The sequence below is a fragment of the Bradyrhizobium sp. 139 genome (assembly GCF_023074175.1).
Taxonomy (GTDB): Bacteria; Pseudomonadota; Alphaproteobacteria; order Rhizobiales; family Xanthobacteraceae; genus Bradyrhizobium.
Genome location: NZ_JADPKS010000144.1, coordinates 18,174 through 35,091, shown reverse-complemented (window position 1 = coordinate 35,091; position 16,918 = coordinate 18,174). Strand labels below are relative to the sequence as shown.

The 16,918-nt window shown below is 63.8% G+C and carries 17 protein-coding genes; 1 reads left to right on the top strand and 16 read right to left on the bottom strand.

The genetic code is table 11. The features are described 5' to 3' along the window. Positions 1–52: 52 nt before the first annotated feature. Positions 53–262 (top strand): hypothetical protein, encoded by a 210-nt coding sequence (locus IVA80_RS31110; RefSeq protein ID WP_247438630.1) that lies wholly within the window; start codon positions 53–55, stop codon positions 260–262. A 32-nt stretch (positions 263–294) separates the two neighbouring features. Here the strand turns inward: IVA80_RS31110 and IVA80_RS31105 are convergent, their stop codons facing one another. The 16 genes from IVA80_RS31105 to IVA80_RS31030 form a co-directional block, all read right to left on the bottom strand. Next, on the bottom strand, positions 295–687 hold the full coding sequence (locus IVA80_RS31105; RefSeq protein ID WP_247438628.1) for a hypothetical protein: 393 nt from the start codon (positions 685–687) through the stop codon (positions 295–297). Between the two features lie 413 nt (positions 688–1,100). Next, entirely contained in the window at positions 1,101–2,165 is a 1,065-nt protein-coding gene (locus tag IVA80_RS31100; protein WP_247438626.1) for a UDP-glucuronic acid decarboxylase family protein, read from the bottom strand. 12 nt (positions 2,166–2,177) lie between these two features. Then, positions 2,178–3,302 (bottom strand): glycosyltransferase, encoded by a 1,125-nt coding sequence (locus IVA80_RS31095; protein ID WP_247438624.1) that lies wholly within the window; start codon positions 3,300–3,302, stop codon positions 2,178–2,180. After that, positions 3,299–4,387, bottom strand: coding sequence for a glycosyltransferase (locus IVA80_RS31090; RefSeq protein ID WP_247438623.1), 1,089 nt, complete (start codon positions 4,385–4,387; stop codon positions 3,299–3,301). Before IVA80_RS31090 ends, IVA80_RS31095 begins: the two co-directional genes overlap by 4 nt. Further along, positions 4,384–5,511: a glycosyltransferase gene (locus IVA80_RS31085; RefSeq protein ID WP_247438621.1), complete on the bottom strand. Its 1,128-nt coding sequence runs from the start codon at positions 5,509–5,511 to the stop codon at positions 4,384–4,386. The genes IVA80_RS31090 and IVA80_RS31085 overlap by 4 nt, the downstream gene beginning before the upstream one ends. Next, a complete protein-coding gene (locus IVA80_RS31080) occupies positions 5,508–6,620 on the bottom strand; it encodes a glycosyltransferase family 4 protein (RefSeq protein ID WP_247438620.1) in 1,113 nt (370 codons plus the stop codon). The genes IVA80_RS31085 and IVA80_RS31080 overlap by 4 nt, the downstream gene beginning before the upstream one ends. Then, complete coding sequence (locus IVA80_RS31075) at positions 6,617–7,903, bottom strand: TIGR04295 family B12-binding domain-containing radical SAM protein (protein ID WP_247438618.1); 1,287 nt, start codon at positions 7,901–7,903, stop codon at positions 6,617–6,619. The genes IVA80_RS31080 and IVA80_RS31075 overlap by 4 nt, the downstream gene beginning before the upstream one ends. Then, positions 7,900–8,964 (bottom strand): GDP-mannose 4,6-dehydratase, encoded by a 1,065-nt coding sequence (locus IVA80_RS31070; protein ID WP_247438615.1) that lies wholly within the window; start codon positions 8,962–8,964, stop codon positions 7,900–7,902. The genes IVA80_RS31075 and IVA80_RS31070 overlap by 4 nt, the downstream gene beginning before the upstream one ends. Then, entirely contained in the window at positions 8,964–10,076 is a 1,113-nt protein-coding gene (locus IVA80_RS31065) for an NAD-dependent epimerase/dehydratase family protein (RefSeq protein ID WP_247438613.1), read from the bottom strand. Before IVA80_RS31065 ends, IVA80_RS31070 begins: the two co-directional genes overlap by 1 nt. Positions 10,077–10,283: 207 nt before the next feature. Beyond that, positions 10,284–11,489, bottom strand: a complete 1,206-nt coding sequence (locus IVA80_RS31060) for a phosphopentomutase (protein ID WP_247438611.1) — start codon at positions 11,487–11,489, stop codon at positions 10,284–10,286. Then, on the bottom strand, positions 11,477–12,430 hold the full coding sequence (locus IVA80_RS31055; protein WP_247438610.1) for a beta-xylosidase: 954 nt from the start codon (positions 12,428–12,430) through the stop codon (positions 11,477–11,479). The genes IVA80_RS31060 and IVA80_RS31055 overlap by 13 nt, the downstream gene beginning before the upstream one ends. After that, a complete protein-coding gene (locus IVA80_RS31050) occupies positions 12,427–13,194 on the bottom strand; it encodes a TIGR04290 family methyltransferase (RefSeq protein ID WP_247438608.1) in 768 nt (255 codons plus the stop codon). The genes IVA80_RS31055 and IVA80_RS31050 overlap by 4 nt, the downstream gene beginning before the upstream one ends. Continuing rightward, positions 13,191–14,000, bottom strand: a complete 810-nt coding sequence (locus IVA80_RS31045) for a sugar phosphate nucleotidyltransferase (RefSeq protein WP_247438606.1) — start codon at positions 13,998–14,000, stop codon at positions 13,191–13,193. Before IVA80_RS31045 ends, IVA80_RS31050 begins: the two co-directional genes overlap by 4 nt. 2 nt (positions 14,001–14,002) lie before the next feature. Then, positions 14,003–15,106, bottom strand: a complete 1,104-nt coding sequence (locus IVA80_RS31040) for a glycosyltransferase (RefSeq protein ID WP_247438604.1) — start codon at positions 15,104–15,106, stop codon at positions 14,003–14,005. Then, entirely contained in the window at positions 15,103–15,699 is a 597-nt protein-coding gene (locus IVA80_RS31035; RefSeq protein ID WP_247438602.1) for a histidine phosphatase family protein, read from the bottom strand. The genes IVA80_RS31040 and IVA80_RS31035 overlap by 4 nt, the downstream gene beginning before the upstream one ends. Next, entirely contained in the window at positions 15,699–16,799 is a 1,101-nt protein-coding gene (locus tag IVA80_RS31030) for an inositol-3-phosphate synthase (RefSeq protein ID WP_247438601.1), read from the bottom strand. The genes IVA80_RS31035 and IVA80_RS31030 overlap by 1 nt, the downstream gene beginning before the upstream one ends. Positions 16,800–16,918: the final 119 nt, after the last annotated feature.

The window sequence follows — 16,918 nt, the reverse complement described above, 5'->3', positions numbered from 1 at the left end:
ATAGGAACGTCCCTCGCGAGCCCGGGTTTTTGAAACGTCACGGGAGAGCAGCATGACGCATCAAGACAACGACAAGACCAGCGCGGCACGACAGAACAGCCCTGTAGCCTGGATGCTCGGTGCAATTTTCGTCATAGCAATCGTCGCAGCCGTCTTCTTCTACAATGGGAAGGATGTCGGCCACCAGACCACCACCACGAGTCCCGACAATGCTCCGAGCGTCACAACAGGTTCGAATGGGTCCGGCATCCCCAACAAATGAGCCCTGAGCGGCAACTAACTTCAGATACGATCTCAGATCGGCAGGGCGGCGCCGCGTTGCGCGTTCAAACGATGCGGCCCCGGCAAGGAGAGGATCTCGCCGAGGCCGCTCTTATGCGCGCAGCAGGGAAGGGCGCGCTCTCGCAGACTGCGAACCGTGAAACGGCTAGCGACGCGGCGTGTTGCCATTGGAAGGCGGAGTCGTCTCGTTGCGCATGCCTCGAGGACTGGAGGCACCTTGTCCGCCCCGCTCGACATGCGTGATGCCGCCGCCGCCACCAGCTCCGGCTCCGCCTCCGTCGCCTGAGCCGCCGGCTCCAGCACCGCCGGCACCGGCGCTACCGCCACCTGCGCCGCCGGCACCAGCGCCCGCGCCGCCTGCTGCACCGCCTGCGCCACCACCCGCGCCGCCAGCACCTTGCGCAAACGCTGCGCCGATTGAAGCGCCCGCAAGCATTGCGGCCATGAAGATCGTCAAGACTGTCTTACGCATGTTGTTGCTCCCTCAAGTTTCGATGATGGACAATCACGTGCGGTACAGACCGTTCCTATCCGCGTTGGCCGCTCTTCTGTTCTTCGGAAGCGGTCATCGATCCACGACGACACGGCCTGTCAGCGCTGATATTGCGAATGCTCGGCAACTTTCTCGAATCTTTCGGCGAGGTGGTCCGTGCATTTCGGCGTCTGCTTCACCGTGGCCTAAACGGACTCCTGCCGCGTGGTGATGAGGGCGTCGCCGGCGATCAGCACGGGATGGTCGAGGAAGGCCAGACAAACCGGATCCACGGCGTAAAATATCCTCGCAGAGGAGCGAATGGGGTCCTCGTCCGGTGGCTAGATCACCGCTGATCGGCTATCGTCAATCGGCCGCGTGCAGTGGCACGTCCGTTCCTCGGTGCAATGGCTGGAACAAGCGCCGGCGCTTCCCCGGCTATGCGCAGTGCGAAATACGCGATGGTCGCCCGCAGACCATCCTTGAGCGCCACGCGCGGGCGCCATCCCAACACCTTCACGGCCGTGTCAATGACAGGCTTGCGCCGCTTCGGATCGTCTTTCGGCAGCTCCTCGAACCGGAGCGGGGAGGCGGATTCCGTATACGCCAGCACGTCGCGGGCAATCGCCTCGATCGTGACCTCGTGCGGATTGCCAAGGTTGCAGGGCCCGGTGACTGACGATGGACTCTCCATGAGGAGCTGGAGGCCGCGCACGAGATCATCGACGAAGCAGAAGCTTCTGGTCTGCGTGCCGCCTCCATAGATCGTGATCGGCTCGCCGCGAAGTGCCTGCACGATGAAGTTGGAGACGACGCGCCCGTCGTTCTCCAGCATGCGCGGGCCGTAGGTGTTAAAGATGCGCGCGACCTTGATCTCGACCCCGTACATACGATGATAATCGAACATCAAGGTCTCCGCGGCGCGCTTGCCCTCGTCATAGCAGGCTCGGGGCCCGATCGGGTTGACGTTGCCGAGATAGCATTCCGGCTGGGGATGGACCTCGGGATCGCCGTAGACCTCGCTTGTGGACGCCTGCAGCACCCGCGCGCCTTTGCGGCGCGCGAGCTCGAGCATGTTGATGGTGCCGAGCACACACGTCTTCATCGTGCCGACCGGATCCTTCTGATAATGCCGAGGCGACGCCGGGCAGGCGAGGCTGTAGATCCGGTCGATATCGTCTTCAATCTCGGCCGGATCGCGCACGTCGTGCTCGATGAAGCGGAAATTCGGATGATTGAGCAGCGGCCGGATGTTGCTGAGAGTTCCTGTAAACAGGTTGTCGAGACAGATCACCGTGTGGCCGCGTTGCAGAAGTGCGTCGCAGAGGTGGGATCCGATGAAGCCGGCGCCGCCGGCGATCAGGACCCTCGGGGAGCGGCGGGAGGACTGGATGCGGGTCTGAAGCGTCATGGGCGCTACCTTTCAGATTTCTGCGACCTGCAAGGGACGCGATGCGGGGAGCCGCGCGGTTTTGCGGCGGCGCCGATCGGATGCCTCGGTGTAGTACGTCTCGAGTTGGCGGGCGCGATGGTCGGAGGTGTGATCGGCGAGGATCCGCCGCCGCGCGCTTTCCGCTATCGCGCGCCGACGGTCTTCCGACATGTCGCGCAGGATTTCGACGACGTCGCGCGGCTTCGACGCGAGCAGGATTTCCCGCGAGGGCTCAAAGATGGTCTCGATTCCGGGCCACCAGTCCGAGATGACGGGAGTGCCGCACGCGGCGGCTTCGAACAGCCTCACACTCGGCGAGAAACCGAGCGCGCGCATGTCGGCGCGGGTGGCGTTCAGCGTAAAGCGTTGCTCTGCGTAAAACTTCGGATGATGCTCGGGCGTGAGGTGCTCGATCCGGGTAACATTGGCAGGCCAGGCCACCTCAGCGGGATATTGCGCGCCGGCAACAACGAATTGCTCGAATGACAGTGTGCGAGCGGGGGAGAGCAGCAACTGCTCAAGAACGGGTTGCCGGTCCTCGCTGTAGGTTCCGAGATAGCCGAGTGCCCATTTCTGCTCCGCACGTTGTGGTGCGTAGATATTAATGTCCGCACTGCAATACAGAACCCGCGCGAGCGGGCTGCCATAGCTCTCCTCGATCATGTCGGGCACCGGACCGCCGGCAAAGGACAGATAGAGGTCGAAGCGCGGGATCATCGCCGCGGAAAGATAGTCCAGGCCCTGATCGAGCTTCGCAAGCGTGACCGGCGTATCGATGTCGTAGAAGGCGGTGAGCCCCCGAGCGTGGGCCGTGATCCATTCGGAGAGCGCGATGCCGTCGGGAACATAGGAGCCGATGACGACCAGATCGGCATCCCGGATCAACGTGCCGAAACGGCGCGGAATGTCTTTCAGGGATTGATAGAGCTCGACGTTCCACGCGGAAGGCTTGGTGAGATCGCGATGATCGCGGTACCATGGCACGTCGCGTTCCAGGAACGTGACACAGTGACCTCGTCGCGCCAGGGCCTCGATCAGGGCGCGGTAGGTCGTGGCGTGACCGTTGCCCCAGGACGAAGTGACCGAAAGACCGATGACGACGATGGAGAGGTTCATTCTGCTGCCTCGACTCGCGAACTTCTTGTGACGAAGAGATCGTTGAACTGGCGCGCGCGTTGCCGGTAGGTGTGGTGGCTCAGGATACGGGTACGGGCGCGCCCCGCGATCGCCTGAGCCCGCTCGGGGTGCAGTGTGGTGAGATGCTCTGCGACCTCCGCCCCGCTCGCGGCCACCAGCACCTCGCGGCCCGGCTCGAGAAAATGATCGATGCCCTCCCACTGGTCGGTGATCAGGCAGGCGCCGGCCCCGATCGCCTCGAACACGCGCGTCGGCGGCGAGAAACCGTAGCGCGCCATGCTGTCGCGATTGACGTTCAGCGTGGCAAGACCGGAGCCGAAGAACGCGTTGTGGTCGCCGGTCCCGACATGTCCGACTTTGTTTAAATTGACCGGCGTTTCCTTGGCCTCCCAGCCGGAACCGCCGAGGACGAACGTCTTGCTGGGCAGTTGACGTGCAACGTCGAGGAAGAACCGTTCGACGCGTTGCTCGCGATCCGGCAGGCGGTTTGCCAAGAGGCTGAGATCGCATGCAAAGCGCGGATTTGGCGGCGATGGAAAGTGCGTGGCCGGATCGAGCGCATTGTAGATCGGTACGCAATCCCGCGCGCCTATGGCGCGGTAGGCAGCTACGACACCATCGCCGCCGCCGTAGGTCAAAACCATGTGGTAGGACGAGATCGCCCGCCGCAGGTGATGATCCGGATTGGCCACCATCGCCTCGAGCGTGGCGGGGGCATCGACGTCCCAATAGATGCGTGTTGCTTTTGACGGAATGTCGGCGACCGCGTTCTCCAGCTCCTGATCGAAAACGCCGACGCCGCTCGCTTTGATCAGCATGTCGGCCGATCGCGCGGCCGTCTCGAGCGAGCCGCGCCAGCCATCCGGCGTCGCCGGGTAGACGACAACCTTGGCCCAGTTTGGATCGTCGATGTCGCGATGGGCCTGGCGCTCGAAGGCATCGGGCTCGAAGAAGGTGATGTCGTGCCCGAGAGCCGCAATCTCCTTCAGCATGCCGCGATAATAGGTCGCGGCGCCGTTCCAGTAGGACGAGACGAGGCTCGATCCGAAGAAGCAGATCTTCATGCGGAGGCTCCGATGTATCGCAGGGGCTGTGACAGGCCTGTGGCGCGGATGTTCTCCACGATGCCGACAAGTTGCTCGGCGCGATGGCGGCAGGTATGACGTTCCCTGATTGCCCGGAGGCCGGTCTGCACCGTTGCGGACCACAGCTCCCGGTCGTCGAGGAGCGCACGAAGAGCGCGCTTCATTTCGGTGCCGTCGGCGGCGCCGAGATAAGCGCCTTCCGGGAATAGACCTTCCGCGTCCGACCAGGGCGCCGAGACCAGGGGGATGCCGCAAGCCAACGCCTCGAACACGCGAATGGTGGGAATGCCCGGGAGCGATCGTACATAGGGGCCGCGCGGCACGTGGACGGTCGCGCGTGCGCCGGCAAACGCGGCGGGCGCGCAGTGCGCCGGCAGCCACCCGCCGTGCCGGATACCTGCCGCCTGAATGGTATGGAGTGCCGCGTCCGAATAGCGGACGCCATAGACGCTCGCGCGCAGCTTCAGCTCGGCGACAGGTTCGACCAGAAATTCGTTGAGTTCGACGCTGCGCTCGCCGTCGCCCCAGTTGCCGATCCAAACGACATCATCCGTGCGCTCGATATGCGGCAGCGGGCGGTAAAGAGCAATGTCGGCCGCCTCGTGCCAGGTGAAGGCCCGGTCGGCCCAGCCGAGCTTCAGATAGATCTGACGAAGCACTTCGCCGAAGGCGAGCACGCCGTCGAACCCGTCGAGGTCGAATTGCGCAAGTTCGTCGGGCGCGCTGACGGCGCGGTGATGGGTGTCGTGGAACAGCAGGGTAAAGGGAGCACCGTGCGCCCGCTTATGGCCGATTTCCGCGATCAGATCGGGCGCATTCCATTCGTGGACGACGACAAGATCGGCGCCGTGGAGTGCCTCTTCGAAATCGAGACACGCGTCGTAACGCCGGATATCGATGCCGGGAAAGAGCGCCGGAATGCCCTGCATCGCCGGACTGCCGCCCTCGCGGATCGCGTTCAACCGGCTCCAGCCGTCGATCGGCTCGAACACGACGACCTCGTGACCGAGCGCGTGGAGTTCGCGGGCATAACCGCGCAGGAAGTGAGCGTTGCCGTTGTTCCAGCAGGAGGTGAACGCGTGGTAGAACAGGACGCATTTCATGCGCGCACCTCGATCTGGCTCGCAGGCGCGGCTGCGTGATGGGATGAGAGCAGCCCCTCGTACAGCCTGAGATAGGCGCTCGTCGTCCTGGTCAGCGAATAGGTGAGGGACTGCTCATGGGCGGCACGTTGCAGCCGCACCCGCTCGCGAATGTCGGCGCACAGATTTGCGAGCGTTCGGTGCAGCGCCTTGCTGTCGGTGGGGTCGACGAACAGCGCGGCTCCACTCCACAATTCCCGGAACGTCGGGATATCGGACAAAACCAGCGCGCACCCCGCGTTCGCTGCTTCCAGGACGGAGAGCCCGAACGGTTCATACAGGGCAGGACTGACGAAGATCGCCGCGTGCTGTAAGCGCCCCTGTATGGCCTCGTGCGGCAATTGCCCCAGCCATGTGACAGCATCGGAGGGGCAGGAATCCGCCGGACCCGCGATCTGAACGGGCCAATCCAGCCCAGGCGCGGCGGCCGTCAGAACTTCGATGTTCTTGGCGCGGTCCCAGAGCCGCCCTGCCGCGAAAATCAGGTCCTGTTTTCGCGCGGCGAAGCCCTTGGGTGCGATCCCGTTCCAGATGACGACGCCGGCCGATTGAGGCCGGTAAATCTCCGCGATGCTGTCGTGAAAGGACTGGCTGGGGCACACCCAGGCCTGAGCCATGTCGAGTGCGGCCGCGACCCGTTCGGTGTAGCTGCGCCATCTGGGCTCGTCGAGCCAGGCCGTGTCCCGGCAAGCCAGGGCCCAGGAGTTGACGCAGGAATGTGCGACGAGAACCATCGGCGCGCGCCAGGCAAAGGTGGCCTCCCGAAAACTATTGAGGTGAATGACGTCGGGCCTGAACCGGGCTTCGAGGCTCGTGAGGATGCCCTGCGCATGAGAAAGGTCTTGCCCTTCCGGATCCTGCCATTCGAGCGCGAGGTCCGTTTCGATCAGGCGCACCCGGGAACCACGCAGCATCTCGCGCTGCTCGGCCCGTGCGCGCGGACCCATGGTCACGAGGCTGACATCGGCGCCCGAGGCCGCAAGGTGGGATCCGAGCGCGCAGGAATAGGTCCAGACACCGCCGACGGTGTCGGTCGTCATCAGGACCCTGAAGTTCGGGCTGCGGCTCATGACGCCACCTGGAGCTCGAGGTCGGCGAGCGGGACCGGGCGATCGTTCTGCACGTCGCTGAACTGATCGAACATCGCGAGATAGTGCCGATGCGCGCGCTCCCAGGCGAAATCATCCGGCTCGCCCCACAGCTTCCGGTAATCTGGTGAGCCCGGGTAGGGATAGAGCGGAACCGGATCGTTGGCCCAGACGCCTGCGTCCTGCATTGTGCGGCGCCAGCGCTGCACGACGGGATCGTCGTCCTCGGGGACCTCGATCAGATTGGCCTGCACGAAGGGAACATGCCGGCGGGCTTCGACCAGCCGTGCGGCAAGCTGATCCGTCGTCATCTTGCAATTCTTGGCGAGCGCGGCGCGGCCCTCCACGGTCAGGCTCTCGATGCCGGCTTCGATCGAGACACAGCCGGCGCGGCCAAGCAGCGCGAGCATGTCGGGCTTCCAAAGGTCGATGCGCGTCTGCACGCCGAATTTCAGGCCGCGCGTGGCCAGCCCTTCCAGCAGTTCACTGTTTGGAAGGAAGATCTCGTCGACGAAGTAAACATATTCGATGCCTTGGTCGCGCATGCGGTCGATCTCGTCGAGCACGACGGAAGGCGGCCGCCTGCGATACGCGTTACGGAAATTCTCCTTGGCGCAGAACGTGCAGTTATACGGGCAGCCGCGCGAGGCCTCGACCTCAGCTCCAGCTGCGGTCGGCTCCGCCTCGAAGCGGTGATGGTGATGATGGTGGCGCCGGATCATCTCATCCGGCCAGCGCAGCGCCGGCTGGTCCTTGAAGTCCACGGCCTGCGGACCGCCATTGACGCGAATCGACGTGCCGTCCTCGAGGCACAGGCCGGGAAAGTCCCGCTCGCCATTGGCAAGACGCAGCAAGGATGTCTCGCACTCGCCCATCACGACGATATTAACGCCGAGTTTTCTCAGGGCCGTTCTCGGCGTCGTCGAACCATGAGGCCCGACCGCGATCAGGACCGGCGCAAGGTCGCGTACCGACCGCGCAAGCTCCTGCGGAACGCGCAGCTCGGGGGGCGCGCAGCGCCAGAACAAATAGGTCGGTGCCGTCGTGATGACAATCTGGTCGGGAGCGAACGCGCGCAGCTCGGCCTCGATCTCCCGGAGCGACAGGTCGAACATATGCGCGTCGAGCAGCAGCGTCCTATGCCCCGCCACCTTCAGGTAGTGCTCGGAGATTCCGAGCTCGAGCGGAAGGTGAGGGGACCGGCAGCCGAAATAGATGCTGCCACCAAAATCCCAGTTCGGGTTGATAAGGGCAACGCTCGTCATGCAAGCGCCTCGCGGTTGCCGTGTGACGATCCGAAGCGGCCGTCCAGCCAGGCGTGAAGCGAACGGAGGCCATCCGCGAGAGACGTCTGAGGAGTCCAGCCGAGCGCGGTGGACAGGGCCCGCGTATCGGTGACGTACCAGGGCTGGTCGCCGGGCCGCCAATCGGCGAAGCGGTATGTGACCTTGCGGCCGGTCAAATTGGTGATGCGGTCGACCAACTCCAGCAAGCTGACCGCATTGGCCGGGCCGCCACCGAGATTGAACACGCGTCCACGGGCGAGCGCGATGCGGTCGAGCACGGCGAGCCAGGCAGAGGCCGCATCCGACACGTGAAGCGCGTCGCGGACCTGGTTGCCGTCGCCATAGATCGTCAGCTCATTGCCGCGGATGGCGCTCAGCAGGAAATGGGCGATCCAGCCCTGATCCTCGGTGCCGAATTGCCGCGGCCCATAGATGCAGCTCATGCGCATCACCACGGTCTGGAGGCCGTAGACCCGGGCATAGTCGTGGACGTATTGATCCGCCGTTCCCTTGGAGCATCCATAGGGGCTGTAGAAATCCAGCGGCGCATTTTCCGAGACTCCGCCGGCCAGCAGATCGCTTCTCGGCGTGTAGCGGCGGCCGGTGAGCACGATATCACTGTCGTCGATCAAGCGCCCGTAGACCTTGTTGGTCGAGGCGAAAACGACGGGCGCGGCGCTGTTGTGCAGGCGAACGGCTTCGAGCACGTTCAACGTGCCGCGCGCGTTGATCTCGAAATCGGAGGCCGGATCGCTGACGCTGTCGGTCACGGCGACCTGGGCGGCCAGGTGCAGGACGGCACGGGCTTCACGTACGGCGTCGATCACCGGGATCGGCTCGCGGATGTCAGCAACGGTGATCGTGACCCGGTCGCCATGCCGGGACTTGAGCCACTGCGCGTTCTCGCGCACGCCGGCGCGGGCGAGATTATCCAGCACCAGCACGTGATCGCCGCGCTCCGCAAGCCGGTCGGCAAGGTTGCAGCCGATGAAGCCGCAGCCGCCAGTGATCAGGACGGGTCGCTTGTCTTGTTCACTCATCACGCGACCAATCCTCGTTGCAGCAGCTCGCTGGTGGCCCGCTCTGCCTGATCGTCGGCGATCTGGTCGGCGAGATACTCCGCGAGCTCCTGGAGCCCGTCCTTAAACGCGACGTGCGGCTCGAAGCCGAGAAGGTCGCGCGATTTTCCGATGTCGGCAAAGCAGTGTCGGATATCGCCGGCGCGATATTTTCGGGTGATCTCCGGTGCGATGCCACGGCGTCCCATGACCTCCGCCAGATCCTCCGCGACGGACAGGATGGTGCGGCTCTGGCCCGAGCCGATGTTGAAGACGTCTTGGGTGCGATCGGCCTCGAGCGCCAAGCGGCAGGCGCGGGCGACATCGTGCACATGGACGAAGTCGCGCCGCTGCCGGCCGTCTTCAAAGACGAGGGGTGGCCGGCCGTTGAGCAGCCGTGCGGCAAAGATCGCGAGTACGCCGGTATAGGGATTAGACAAGGCTTGACGCGGACCGAACACGTTGAAGAAACGCAGCGCCACCGTGGGAATGCCATAGGCTTTGCCGGTAATCAGGCACATGCGCTCCTGTGCATATTTGTTGAGAGCGTAGATCGAGCTGAGCGAGGGCTGCTTTGTCTCCGGCGTGGGCACGGGATCGAGCGGGTGGCCGGCTGTATCGCGCAGCTCCCAATTACCGCGGCGAAGCTGCTCGATCGTTCGTTCCTCGCAGGCGATGACGCTCTGATCGCCGCTTCGGTAGAGGCCCTCGCCATAAATGCTCATGGATGACGCCACCACCAGCCGCTCGACCGGCCGCTTTGACAGCGCCTGCAACAGCACGGCGGTGCCGAGCTCGTTGATCCTGACATAGTGTTCGATGTCATACATGCTCTGGCCCACGCCGACGGCGGAAGCGAGATGCAGGACCATGTCGGTGCCGCGCAATGCATGCTCGATCGCGAGAGCGTCGGTGACGTCGCCGACACTGAACTCCGCATCTCCGGCGAGATAGGCGGGACGCTGGCGGTTGCTGCCGTGGACCTGCGGTGAGAGGTTATCGAAAATCCTGACCTCATAGCCGGCCGCCAGCAGCACGTCGGCCGCATGTGAGCCGATGAATCCCGCGCCTCCAGTGATCAATACTCGCGTCATTCACCGCTCCGTGCCGCCGTGAGACCGATCCTGCGGATCGATCGCTGATGAGAATGGAAGCGCGCTCTGCTGCTTGGTCGGGCGACCGACGCGCCAGTCACATTTGGGAGTAGAAGCGGTGCAAGGAATGTTCGTTCCCTCGAAACCTACAAACGAAAATTTCTCTAACCTGGATCAATAACCCAGGTGAATCGGCGCACGCTGTGGTTAGAAATGCAGGCCGTGAAGCGGCGCCGGCAGTTCGAGATGTTTTGCGGCCGTCGCGCCGATATCCGCAAAGCCGGCGCGCCCGCCGATCGGAGAAGTCGATCGCGCGCTCCACGCCAAAATCGGCACTTGCTCCCGCGTATGATCGGTGCCGCTCCAGGTCGGGTCGCAACCATGGTCGGCCGTGATGATCAGGAGATCATCGTCGCGCAGGCGGTTTAGCAGCTCTGGAACGCGCGCATCGAAGGCCTCGAGCGCCGCTGCATAGCCGGCGACGTCACGGCGATGGCCGTACAGCGTGTCGAAATCGATGAAATTGGCGAACAACATCCCGCCCTCTGCAAGAGAGGCCAGCCCATCAAGCGTGGCATCGAACAGCGCTTCGTTGCCATCGCCACGCATGTTCCGCCCTGTCCCGCGATGGGCGAAGATGTCGTCGATCTTGCCGATGGTGACGACGTCGCGTTGCGCGCCTTCGGCGAGATCGAGAATGGTTCGCGCCGGGGGAGGAACAGAAAAATCCCGACGGTGGGAGGTTCGCTTGAAGTTGCCGGCTGACGTGCCGATGAACGGCCGCGCGATGACGCGCCCGATGTTCAGGGGATCGACCAGCCGGCGGGCAACGCGGCAGATATCATGGAGGCGTTCGAGCCCGAACGTCTCCTCATGCGCAGCGATCTGAAACACGCTGTCGGCCGATGTGTAGCAGATCGGTTCGCCGGTTCTGATGTGACGCTCGCCGAGTTCAGCGATGATCTCGATGCCGGAGGCGTGACAGTTTCCGAGGATGCCGGGCAATCGAGCCTGTTCGCACAGACGCTCCATCAGGTCGCGCGGGAAGCACGGCCTAGTTCTGGGAAAATAGCCCCAGTCGAACGGCACCGGCACACCGGCAATCTCCCAATGGCCGGATGGCGTGTCCTTGCCCTTCGATATCTCGCTGGCGCACCCAAATCGCGAATGCTCCGGAGAGCCAGTCAGCCCGGCCGGGACGCGCCCGGTGGCGAGACGGCAGGCCTGGCCAAGGCCTAGCGCAACCAGATTGGGGAGCTGAAGCGGTCCCTCCCGCTGTGGCCCATCGGCCCTGCCTGCGAAGCACATCTCGGCAATGTGGCCGATGGTGTCGGCACCCTCGTCGCCATAGCGGGCGGCATCAGGCGCAGCGCCGATCCCAACGGAGTCCAGTACCAGGATCAGGGCACGCATGTCGGCTCCCGGATGGTCGCATGCGAAGATGCTGCGGCGGACACAAGCCCCGTTCTCGCACAATACCGTTCGACCATTTGCGCGCAGAAATCCGCGAACTCGCTCACGTCGAGCGGCGGGCTGGTGTGATGAGGCTCGATACCCCGGTGCTCCGGCGTGAAGCAGAAGGTCACCGTGACCTGGAACTCGGCCAGCGCATCCATCTGCCGGTCGAACCAGTCGAGCGCGTTGGGACGGAAGCTGTCGGCCCAGGACAGGCCGGTCCTGAGATGCTGCACGCCCAGCCTGCGCATCCAGCGGACGGCATCATCGAGGCGGTGGTCCTCGAAATGAAACCACTGGCACAGGCCCATCGCAGGCGCATATTTTTCGAACAGCTCCGCCGAGGCTTTGGGCGTGCCGTCCTCGCGCAGCAGGCCCATGTGGAAATGCCGATAATAGGAGGAGCCTTCAGCTTCCTTGTGCCGGGTGGTCGCTTCCCAATGGGACGGAAGATCGTAAAGGCTGTACCAGTGAATCCGCGGCGCACGGCCGGTCAATAATTCTGCGGTCCGGGTCAGTCCCCAAGCCTGCACCTCCTCGGCGCCGAAAGACGAGACTCCCACCTCCGTCACCCAGACCGGCAGCGAGGTGACCGCCTTGATCTCCTCGAGCTTGGCAGGCCACTCGTCGATCTGCCACAGGTTCCAGTCCAGCGGAAAGCCGTGCACGGCCACCGCATCGACCTGATCGAGCACACCACGTGCTTGCATGCTGCGGATGAAGGACGGATCGATCGGCGATATACCGCCGAGCACGCGCGGCAGTGTAGGATGCGCGCTGCGGATGGCCTTTCCGGCAGCGAGCGCCAGGCCGGCGAACATCGCCCAGTCCGGGTCGTTCAGAATGTCCCAATGCGACTTGTTGTTGGGCTCGTTCCAGATCTTGGCGGCCTCGATCATCGGTCCGTCTCCCGCGACGGAGAGACCGGACCTTCCGTCTGCGGACTTGCCGTCCGCTTGCAAAGATACACTTCGTCTTCCGGATGAGCGGCGATGGAGAAACCGGCACTGCGCAGCATGGCTTCGACGCAGGCGCGGTTCGGCACCCACCAATTGGTGGGATCGTCCGCATATTTGTTCTCGATGAAGTGCAGCTTTGGATAACCCGGCGAATCGAACTGATCTGTGGTCCAGAAATCGTAATTCCTGTCGATCGCATCGACGCGGCCGTCGCCGCGCAGCATCGATTGGAACAGCAGGAGATCGCCCGCCACGTGCTCGTGGATCAGGTCCAGCGCGAGCAGGGGATGGCGCAGATGGTAGAGCACGCCCATGAAGATCACGAGGTCGAATTTTTCGCGCAGCTGTCCGACGTCATAGGCTGACATCTTGCGGAATTCGATCTTCAATCCGTTCACCTCGGCGGCGAAGCGGGCTTGCTCGAGATATTCGTCGTCGGTATCCAGGCCGAGTACGCGCTCGGCGCCCCGCCGCTTCATCTCCATGGCGTAGAAGCCGGCATTGCAGCCGATATCGAGCACGGTCTTGCCTTCGAGACGGTCCGCGATGATCCCGGAGAAGCGTCGCCATTTCACGTTGGGATAGTCGCCGAGAAAGTGTGAAGGCGCTGTCGGCACGCCCTTCAGGTCCAGATTGTGAAACCATGGCCCGAGTGCATCGATGCGCTGGCGGATTTCCTCGCGGGAGAGGGCGCCTCTGCTCATGCGGTCACTCCATTGTTCATTGCGGGGGGTGAACGGGTTGCCTCGGCCGAACCGCCGGCCAGCAATCGAGAGCGGCCGTTCCCGGCGGAGCTTTCCGCGAGCAACGCCATTGCCGTCCGGTAGCCGTCGATGGTGCCGACGTCGACATAGGCCTCGCCAGCCTTGACCCCGAGTCCCCGGCCGCCGGCTCCGATGTATGCATTGACGAGCGTCCCGAAATATTCATCCCGGCGGTCGCGCTTCGTCCAGAGCGACTGGAGCTCGCGAAATCCGTTCGCGGACATCTTGAAGGCGCCCCATATCCATTTCGACGTCGCACCAGGCTGCTTCACCTGGATCTCAGTCACCTGCTCGCCCTCAAGCACGACCGCGTCAAAGAATTCGGGATGTTCGACCGGAAACAGCAGAAACGACAGGTCGGCGGCAGGCAGCGCCTGCAGGGCCGCCTGGGGGAACCATACGGTATCCGGAAGTCCGACAATGACGTCTTCGTCATGGCCGACGACCGTGCTCGCCCTGAACACGGCATCGCACAGCCCCGACGCGTCGGGCTGCACGACATAGGCGAGCTGGGCGTTGCCATAGTGATCCCCGAAATACTCGAGGATGTCGGATTTTCCGGGGGAGATCACGAAACAAATCTTGTCCGCACCACCGAGGATCAGGCGTTCCAGCAGATATTCCGATACCGCACAGGGGCGGTCCGTGCCGCCGTCGCTGCGGCTTCCGACCGGAAGCAATTCCTTTGAGAAGGCGAGCGGCTGGATGCGGCTACCGCGGCCCGCGGCCGGAACGATGCCCCACATGGTCAGGCCTCCTCGGGTTGCTGCCGGTGCGCGCCGAGCGATGCCGACTGCTCGAGCAGCGAAATCAGTTCGCCGGCGCGTTTGTCGGATGTGTGCTGATCCATGATCCGTTCATATGCGCGCCCGGCAATGTGCTGGAGCCCGGCGTCGGTCATCGTCAACGCAGCAAGCGTGTCCTTCTCATCGCGCGCGATCAGGATGTCCTGCCCGGGTGCAAGGAATTCATCGATCCCCGGCCAATCGTCGCTGAGCAGTGGGACCTTGCAGGCAGCAGCTTCGAACAAACGGCCGGACGGGCACCAGCCCATCTCCGCCATGGCCCGGCGCGTGACGTTGAGTGTCAGCCGGGACGAAGCAAAGAACGACGCGTGCTCTGACGGCGGCAAGTGCTGCACGAAGTAGATGTTTGGTGACCAGGGAAAATCTTCCGGGTATTGCGCACCGCCGATCAGGAAGCGCAGATCCTGCCGTGCCCGTGCGGGTTCGACGAAGAGAGCCTCGAGCGCGCGCTGACGATCCTCGGAATATGTGCCGAGATAGGACAGATCCGCGCGGTAGTGCGGCTGAGACCGGACCGGCCGATGGATGTCCGTGTCGACATGGCCGTAGAGTGGACGGACGTTGCAGGCGCCGAGCCTGTCGCGAAATTCATTGCAGATGCGGGGACCGCCGGTGAAGCTCAGGACCAGGGCGAAATCTCGCAGGCCGCGCGGCCCAATATAGGAAACGGCCTCTCCGGCCATCAGCTTCGCCAGCGTGACCGGTGTGTCGAGATCGTAGAACACGGGCACCGCGCGCCCCTCAGACAGGGCAAGCTCGGTCGCGGCGATCGCGTCGGGACAATAGGAGGTCACGATCGCGACATCGGCATCACGAAGGTCGCTGCGCGCCAAGGGGTGCACATCCTCCCAATTCGAGAACAGTCGTAATTGGCCGCCGGGCAGTTCGTACAAATCCCGCGCGCCGGCGTAATAGGGCACGTCGCGCTCGAAAAAGACGACGCTGTGCCCGGATCGCGCGAGATGCTTGCAAAGCCCACGCCACAAAGTCGCGTGACCGTTGCCCCAGGAAGAGGAAATTGTCAGGCCGAAAATGACGATCTTCACGCTGGCACCCGCTGATTGATCCCGGTGATCTTGATTCCGCGATTGTCCACGCTGAGCGTGCTGACGCTGCCGGGGTCGATCTCGATCGAGAGGAAGTCGTCGAGCCCTTTCCGGGAATAGTGCAGCAACGCCGCACGGATTGGCTCGGCATGGCTAACGGCGACGACGGTGCCGGGACCGTGATCAATGCGCACCTGCTCCAGATGGGCGACGACGCGCTTCTGGAGCGACCGCATGCTTTCGCCGCCCGGCGGACGGTTCGTCCCACGTTGTTCGTTCCAGCGCGACCATCGCGGATCCCGGGCGAGCGCCTCGAAGGATTGTCCGGTCCATTCGCCGTAGTCGAGCTCGTCGAGCGCGGGCACGATCTCGACCGGCAGGCCGAAGCGCGCGGCCAGGATGCAGGCCGACTGCATGCAGCGCCGCTGCGGGCTCGATTGAATCATGGTTGGTCGCGGGCCGAAGGTATCGGCGTATCGCGCGATTTCCTCGCAGCCGAGATCATCGAGCTCTACGCCCTTCATCCGGCCGCATAGCGTGCGGCCGAGCAGGGCATGATGCCCGTGGCGGATCAGATGAATGATCTTCACCATCAGGTGTACGCCTTGTCGTCGATGAAGGCGCGCGTCCGCCGTCCGGCTTCCTCATCCGTGAACTGCTGCGGCGGCGACTTCATGAAATAGCTCGAGGGGCCCGTCAGCGCGCCGGCCTGCCCGCGGTCCATGGCGAGCTTGGCGCAACGGACCGCGTCGATCACGACACCTGCCGAATTTGGGGAGTCCCAGACCTCGAGCTTGACTTCCGCGCTCAAGGGGACACCGCCGAACGTCGTGCCCTCCAGGCGGATGAAAGCCAGCTTGCGATCTGTCAGCCACGGCACGTGGTCGCTCGGGCCGACATGAATATTGTCGGCGTCCATGGGCACGTCGAATTGGCTGGTCACTGCCTGAGTTTTGGAGATCTTCTTCGAGGTCAGCCGCTCCCGCTCGAGCATGTTCTTGAAATCGGTGTTGCCGCCGACGTTAAGCTGGTAGGTTCTGTCCAGCCGCACGCCGCGTTCACGGAAGAGATTGGCGAGCACGCGGTGCAGAATGGTGGCGCCGACCTGGCTCTTGATGTCGTCGCCTACGATCGGCAGGCCTGCATTCTCGAAGCGTCGTCGCCAGTCGGGGTTCGAGGCAATGAAGACCGGGATGCAATTGACGTAGCCGCAGCCGGCCTCGATCGCGCGCGCGGCGTACCATTCGCTCGCGCGCTGCGAGCCGACCGGGAGGTATGACACCAGCACGTCCGTGCGCGACGTCGCGAGCACTTCCGAGACATCGGCTTCCGGGACATCCGCAACCGGAATGTCCTCCTTGAGATAGTGGCCGACGCCGTCCATGACCGGGCCGCGCTGGACGATGACGCCGGTCTGCGCAACCTCGGAGAACCGATGCGTGTTGTTCGGACATGCGAAGATCGCCTCGGCGACGTCGCGGCCGACCTTGCCGGCGTGGACATCGAAGGCCGACGCGACCTGAATATCGCTGATGTGATAACCGCCGAGATCTGCGTTCATCAGCCCAGGCACCGGCTCATTCGACTTGGCGTTCCGGTAATAGGAGAGCCCCTGAACGAAGGAGCTCGCACAATTGCCGACACCGACGACGCCGACGCGCACGCGCCGCCTGTCCTGAAGACGAGAATGCATGGATCGAAGCCCTCCGGAAGCATGCGGTGTTCACGTAAGTACGTCGGCGAACGTGGGGAACGTATGTTCGTTCCTGAACTCACGGCACTATGCCCGCGCCTTTTCGGATTCTGGGCGAC

Bases quoted from the DNA above. Each gene is read 5' to 3' on its own strand.
- IVA80_RS31110 (WP_247438630.1), top strand. From the start codon at position 53: ATGACGCATCAAGACAACGACAAGACCAGCGCGGCACGACAGAACAGC.
- IVA80_RS31100 (WP_247438626.1), bottom strand. From the start codon at position 2,165: ATGACGCTTCAGACCCGCATCCAGTCCTCCCGCCGCTCCCCGAGGGTC.
- IVA80_RS31095 (WP_247438624.1), bottom strand. From the start codon at position 3,302: ATGAACCTCTCCATCGTCGTCATCGGTCTTTCGGTCACTTCGTCCTGG.
- IVA80_RS31090 (WP_247438623.1), bottom strand. From the start codon at position 4,387: ATGAAGATCTGCTTCTTCGGATCGAGCCTCGTCTCGTCCTACTGGAAC.
- IVA80_RS31085 (WP_247438621.1), bottom strand. From the start codon at position 5,511: ATGAAATGCGTCCTGTTCTACCACGCGTTCACCTCCTGCTGGAACAAC.
- IVA80_RS31080 (WP_247438620.1), bottom strand. From the start codon at position 6,620: ATGAGCCGCAGCCCGAACTTCAGGGTCCTGATGACGACCGACACCGTC.
- IVA80_RS31075 (WP_247438618.1), bottom strand. From the start codon at position 7,903: ATGACGAGCGTTGCCCTTATCAACCCGAACTGGGATTTTGGTGGCAGC.
- IVA80_RS31070 (WP_247438615.1), bottom strand. From the start codon at position 8,964: ATGAGTGAACAAGACAAGCGACCCGTCCTGATCACTGGCGGCTGCGGC.
- IVA80_RS31065 (WP_247438613.1), bottom strand. From the start codon at position 10,076: ATGACGCGAGTATTGATCACTGGAGGCGCGGGATTCATCGGCTCACAT.
- IVA80_RS31060 (WP_247438611.1), bottom strand. From the start codon at position 11,489: ATGCGTGCCCTGATCCTGGTACTGGACTCCGTTGGGATCGGCGCTGCG.
- IVA80_RS31055 (WP_247438610.1), bottom strand. From the start codon at position 12,430: ATGATCGAGGCCGCCAAGATCTGGAACGAGCCCAACAACAAGTCGCAT.
- IVA80_RS31050 (WP_247438608.1), bottom strand. From the start codon at position 13,194: ATGAGCAGAGGCGCCCTCTCCCGCGAGGAAATCCGCCAGCGCATCGAT.
- IVA80_RS31045 (WP_247438606.1), bottom strand. From the start codon at position 14,000: ATGTGGGGCATCGTTCCGGCCGCGGGCCGCGGTAGCCGCATCCAGCCG.
- IVA80_RS31035 (WP_247438602.1), bottom strand. From the start codon at position 15,699: ATGGTGAAGATCATTCATCTGATCCGCCACGGGCATCATGCCCTGCTC.
- IVA80_RS31030 (WP_247438601.1), bottom strand. From the start codon at position 16,799: ATGCATTCTCGTCTTCAGGACAGGCGGCGCGTGCGCGTCGGCGTCGTC.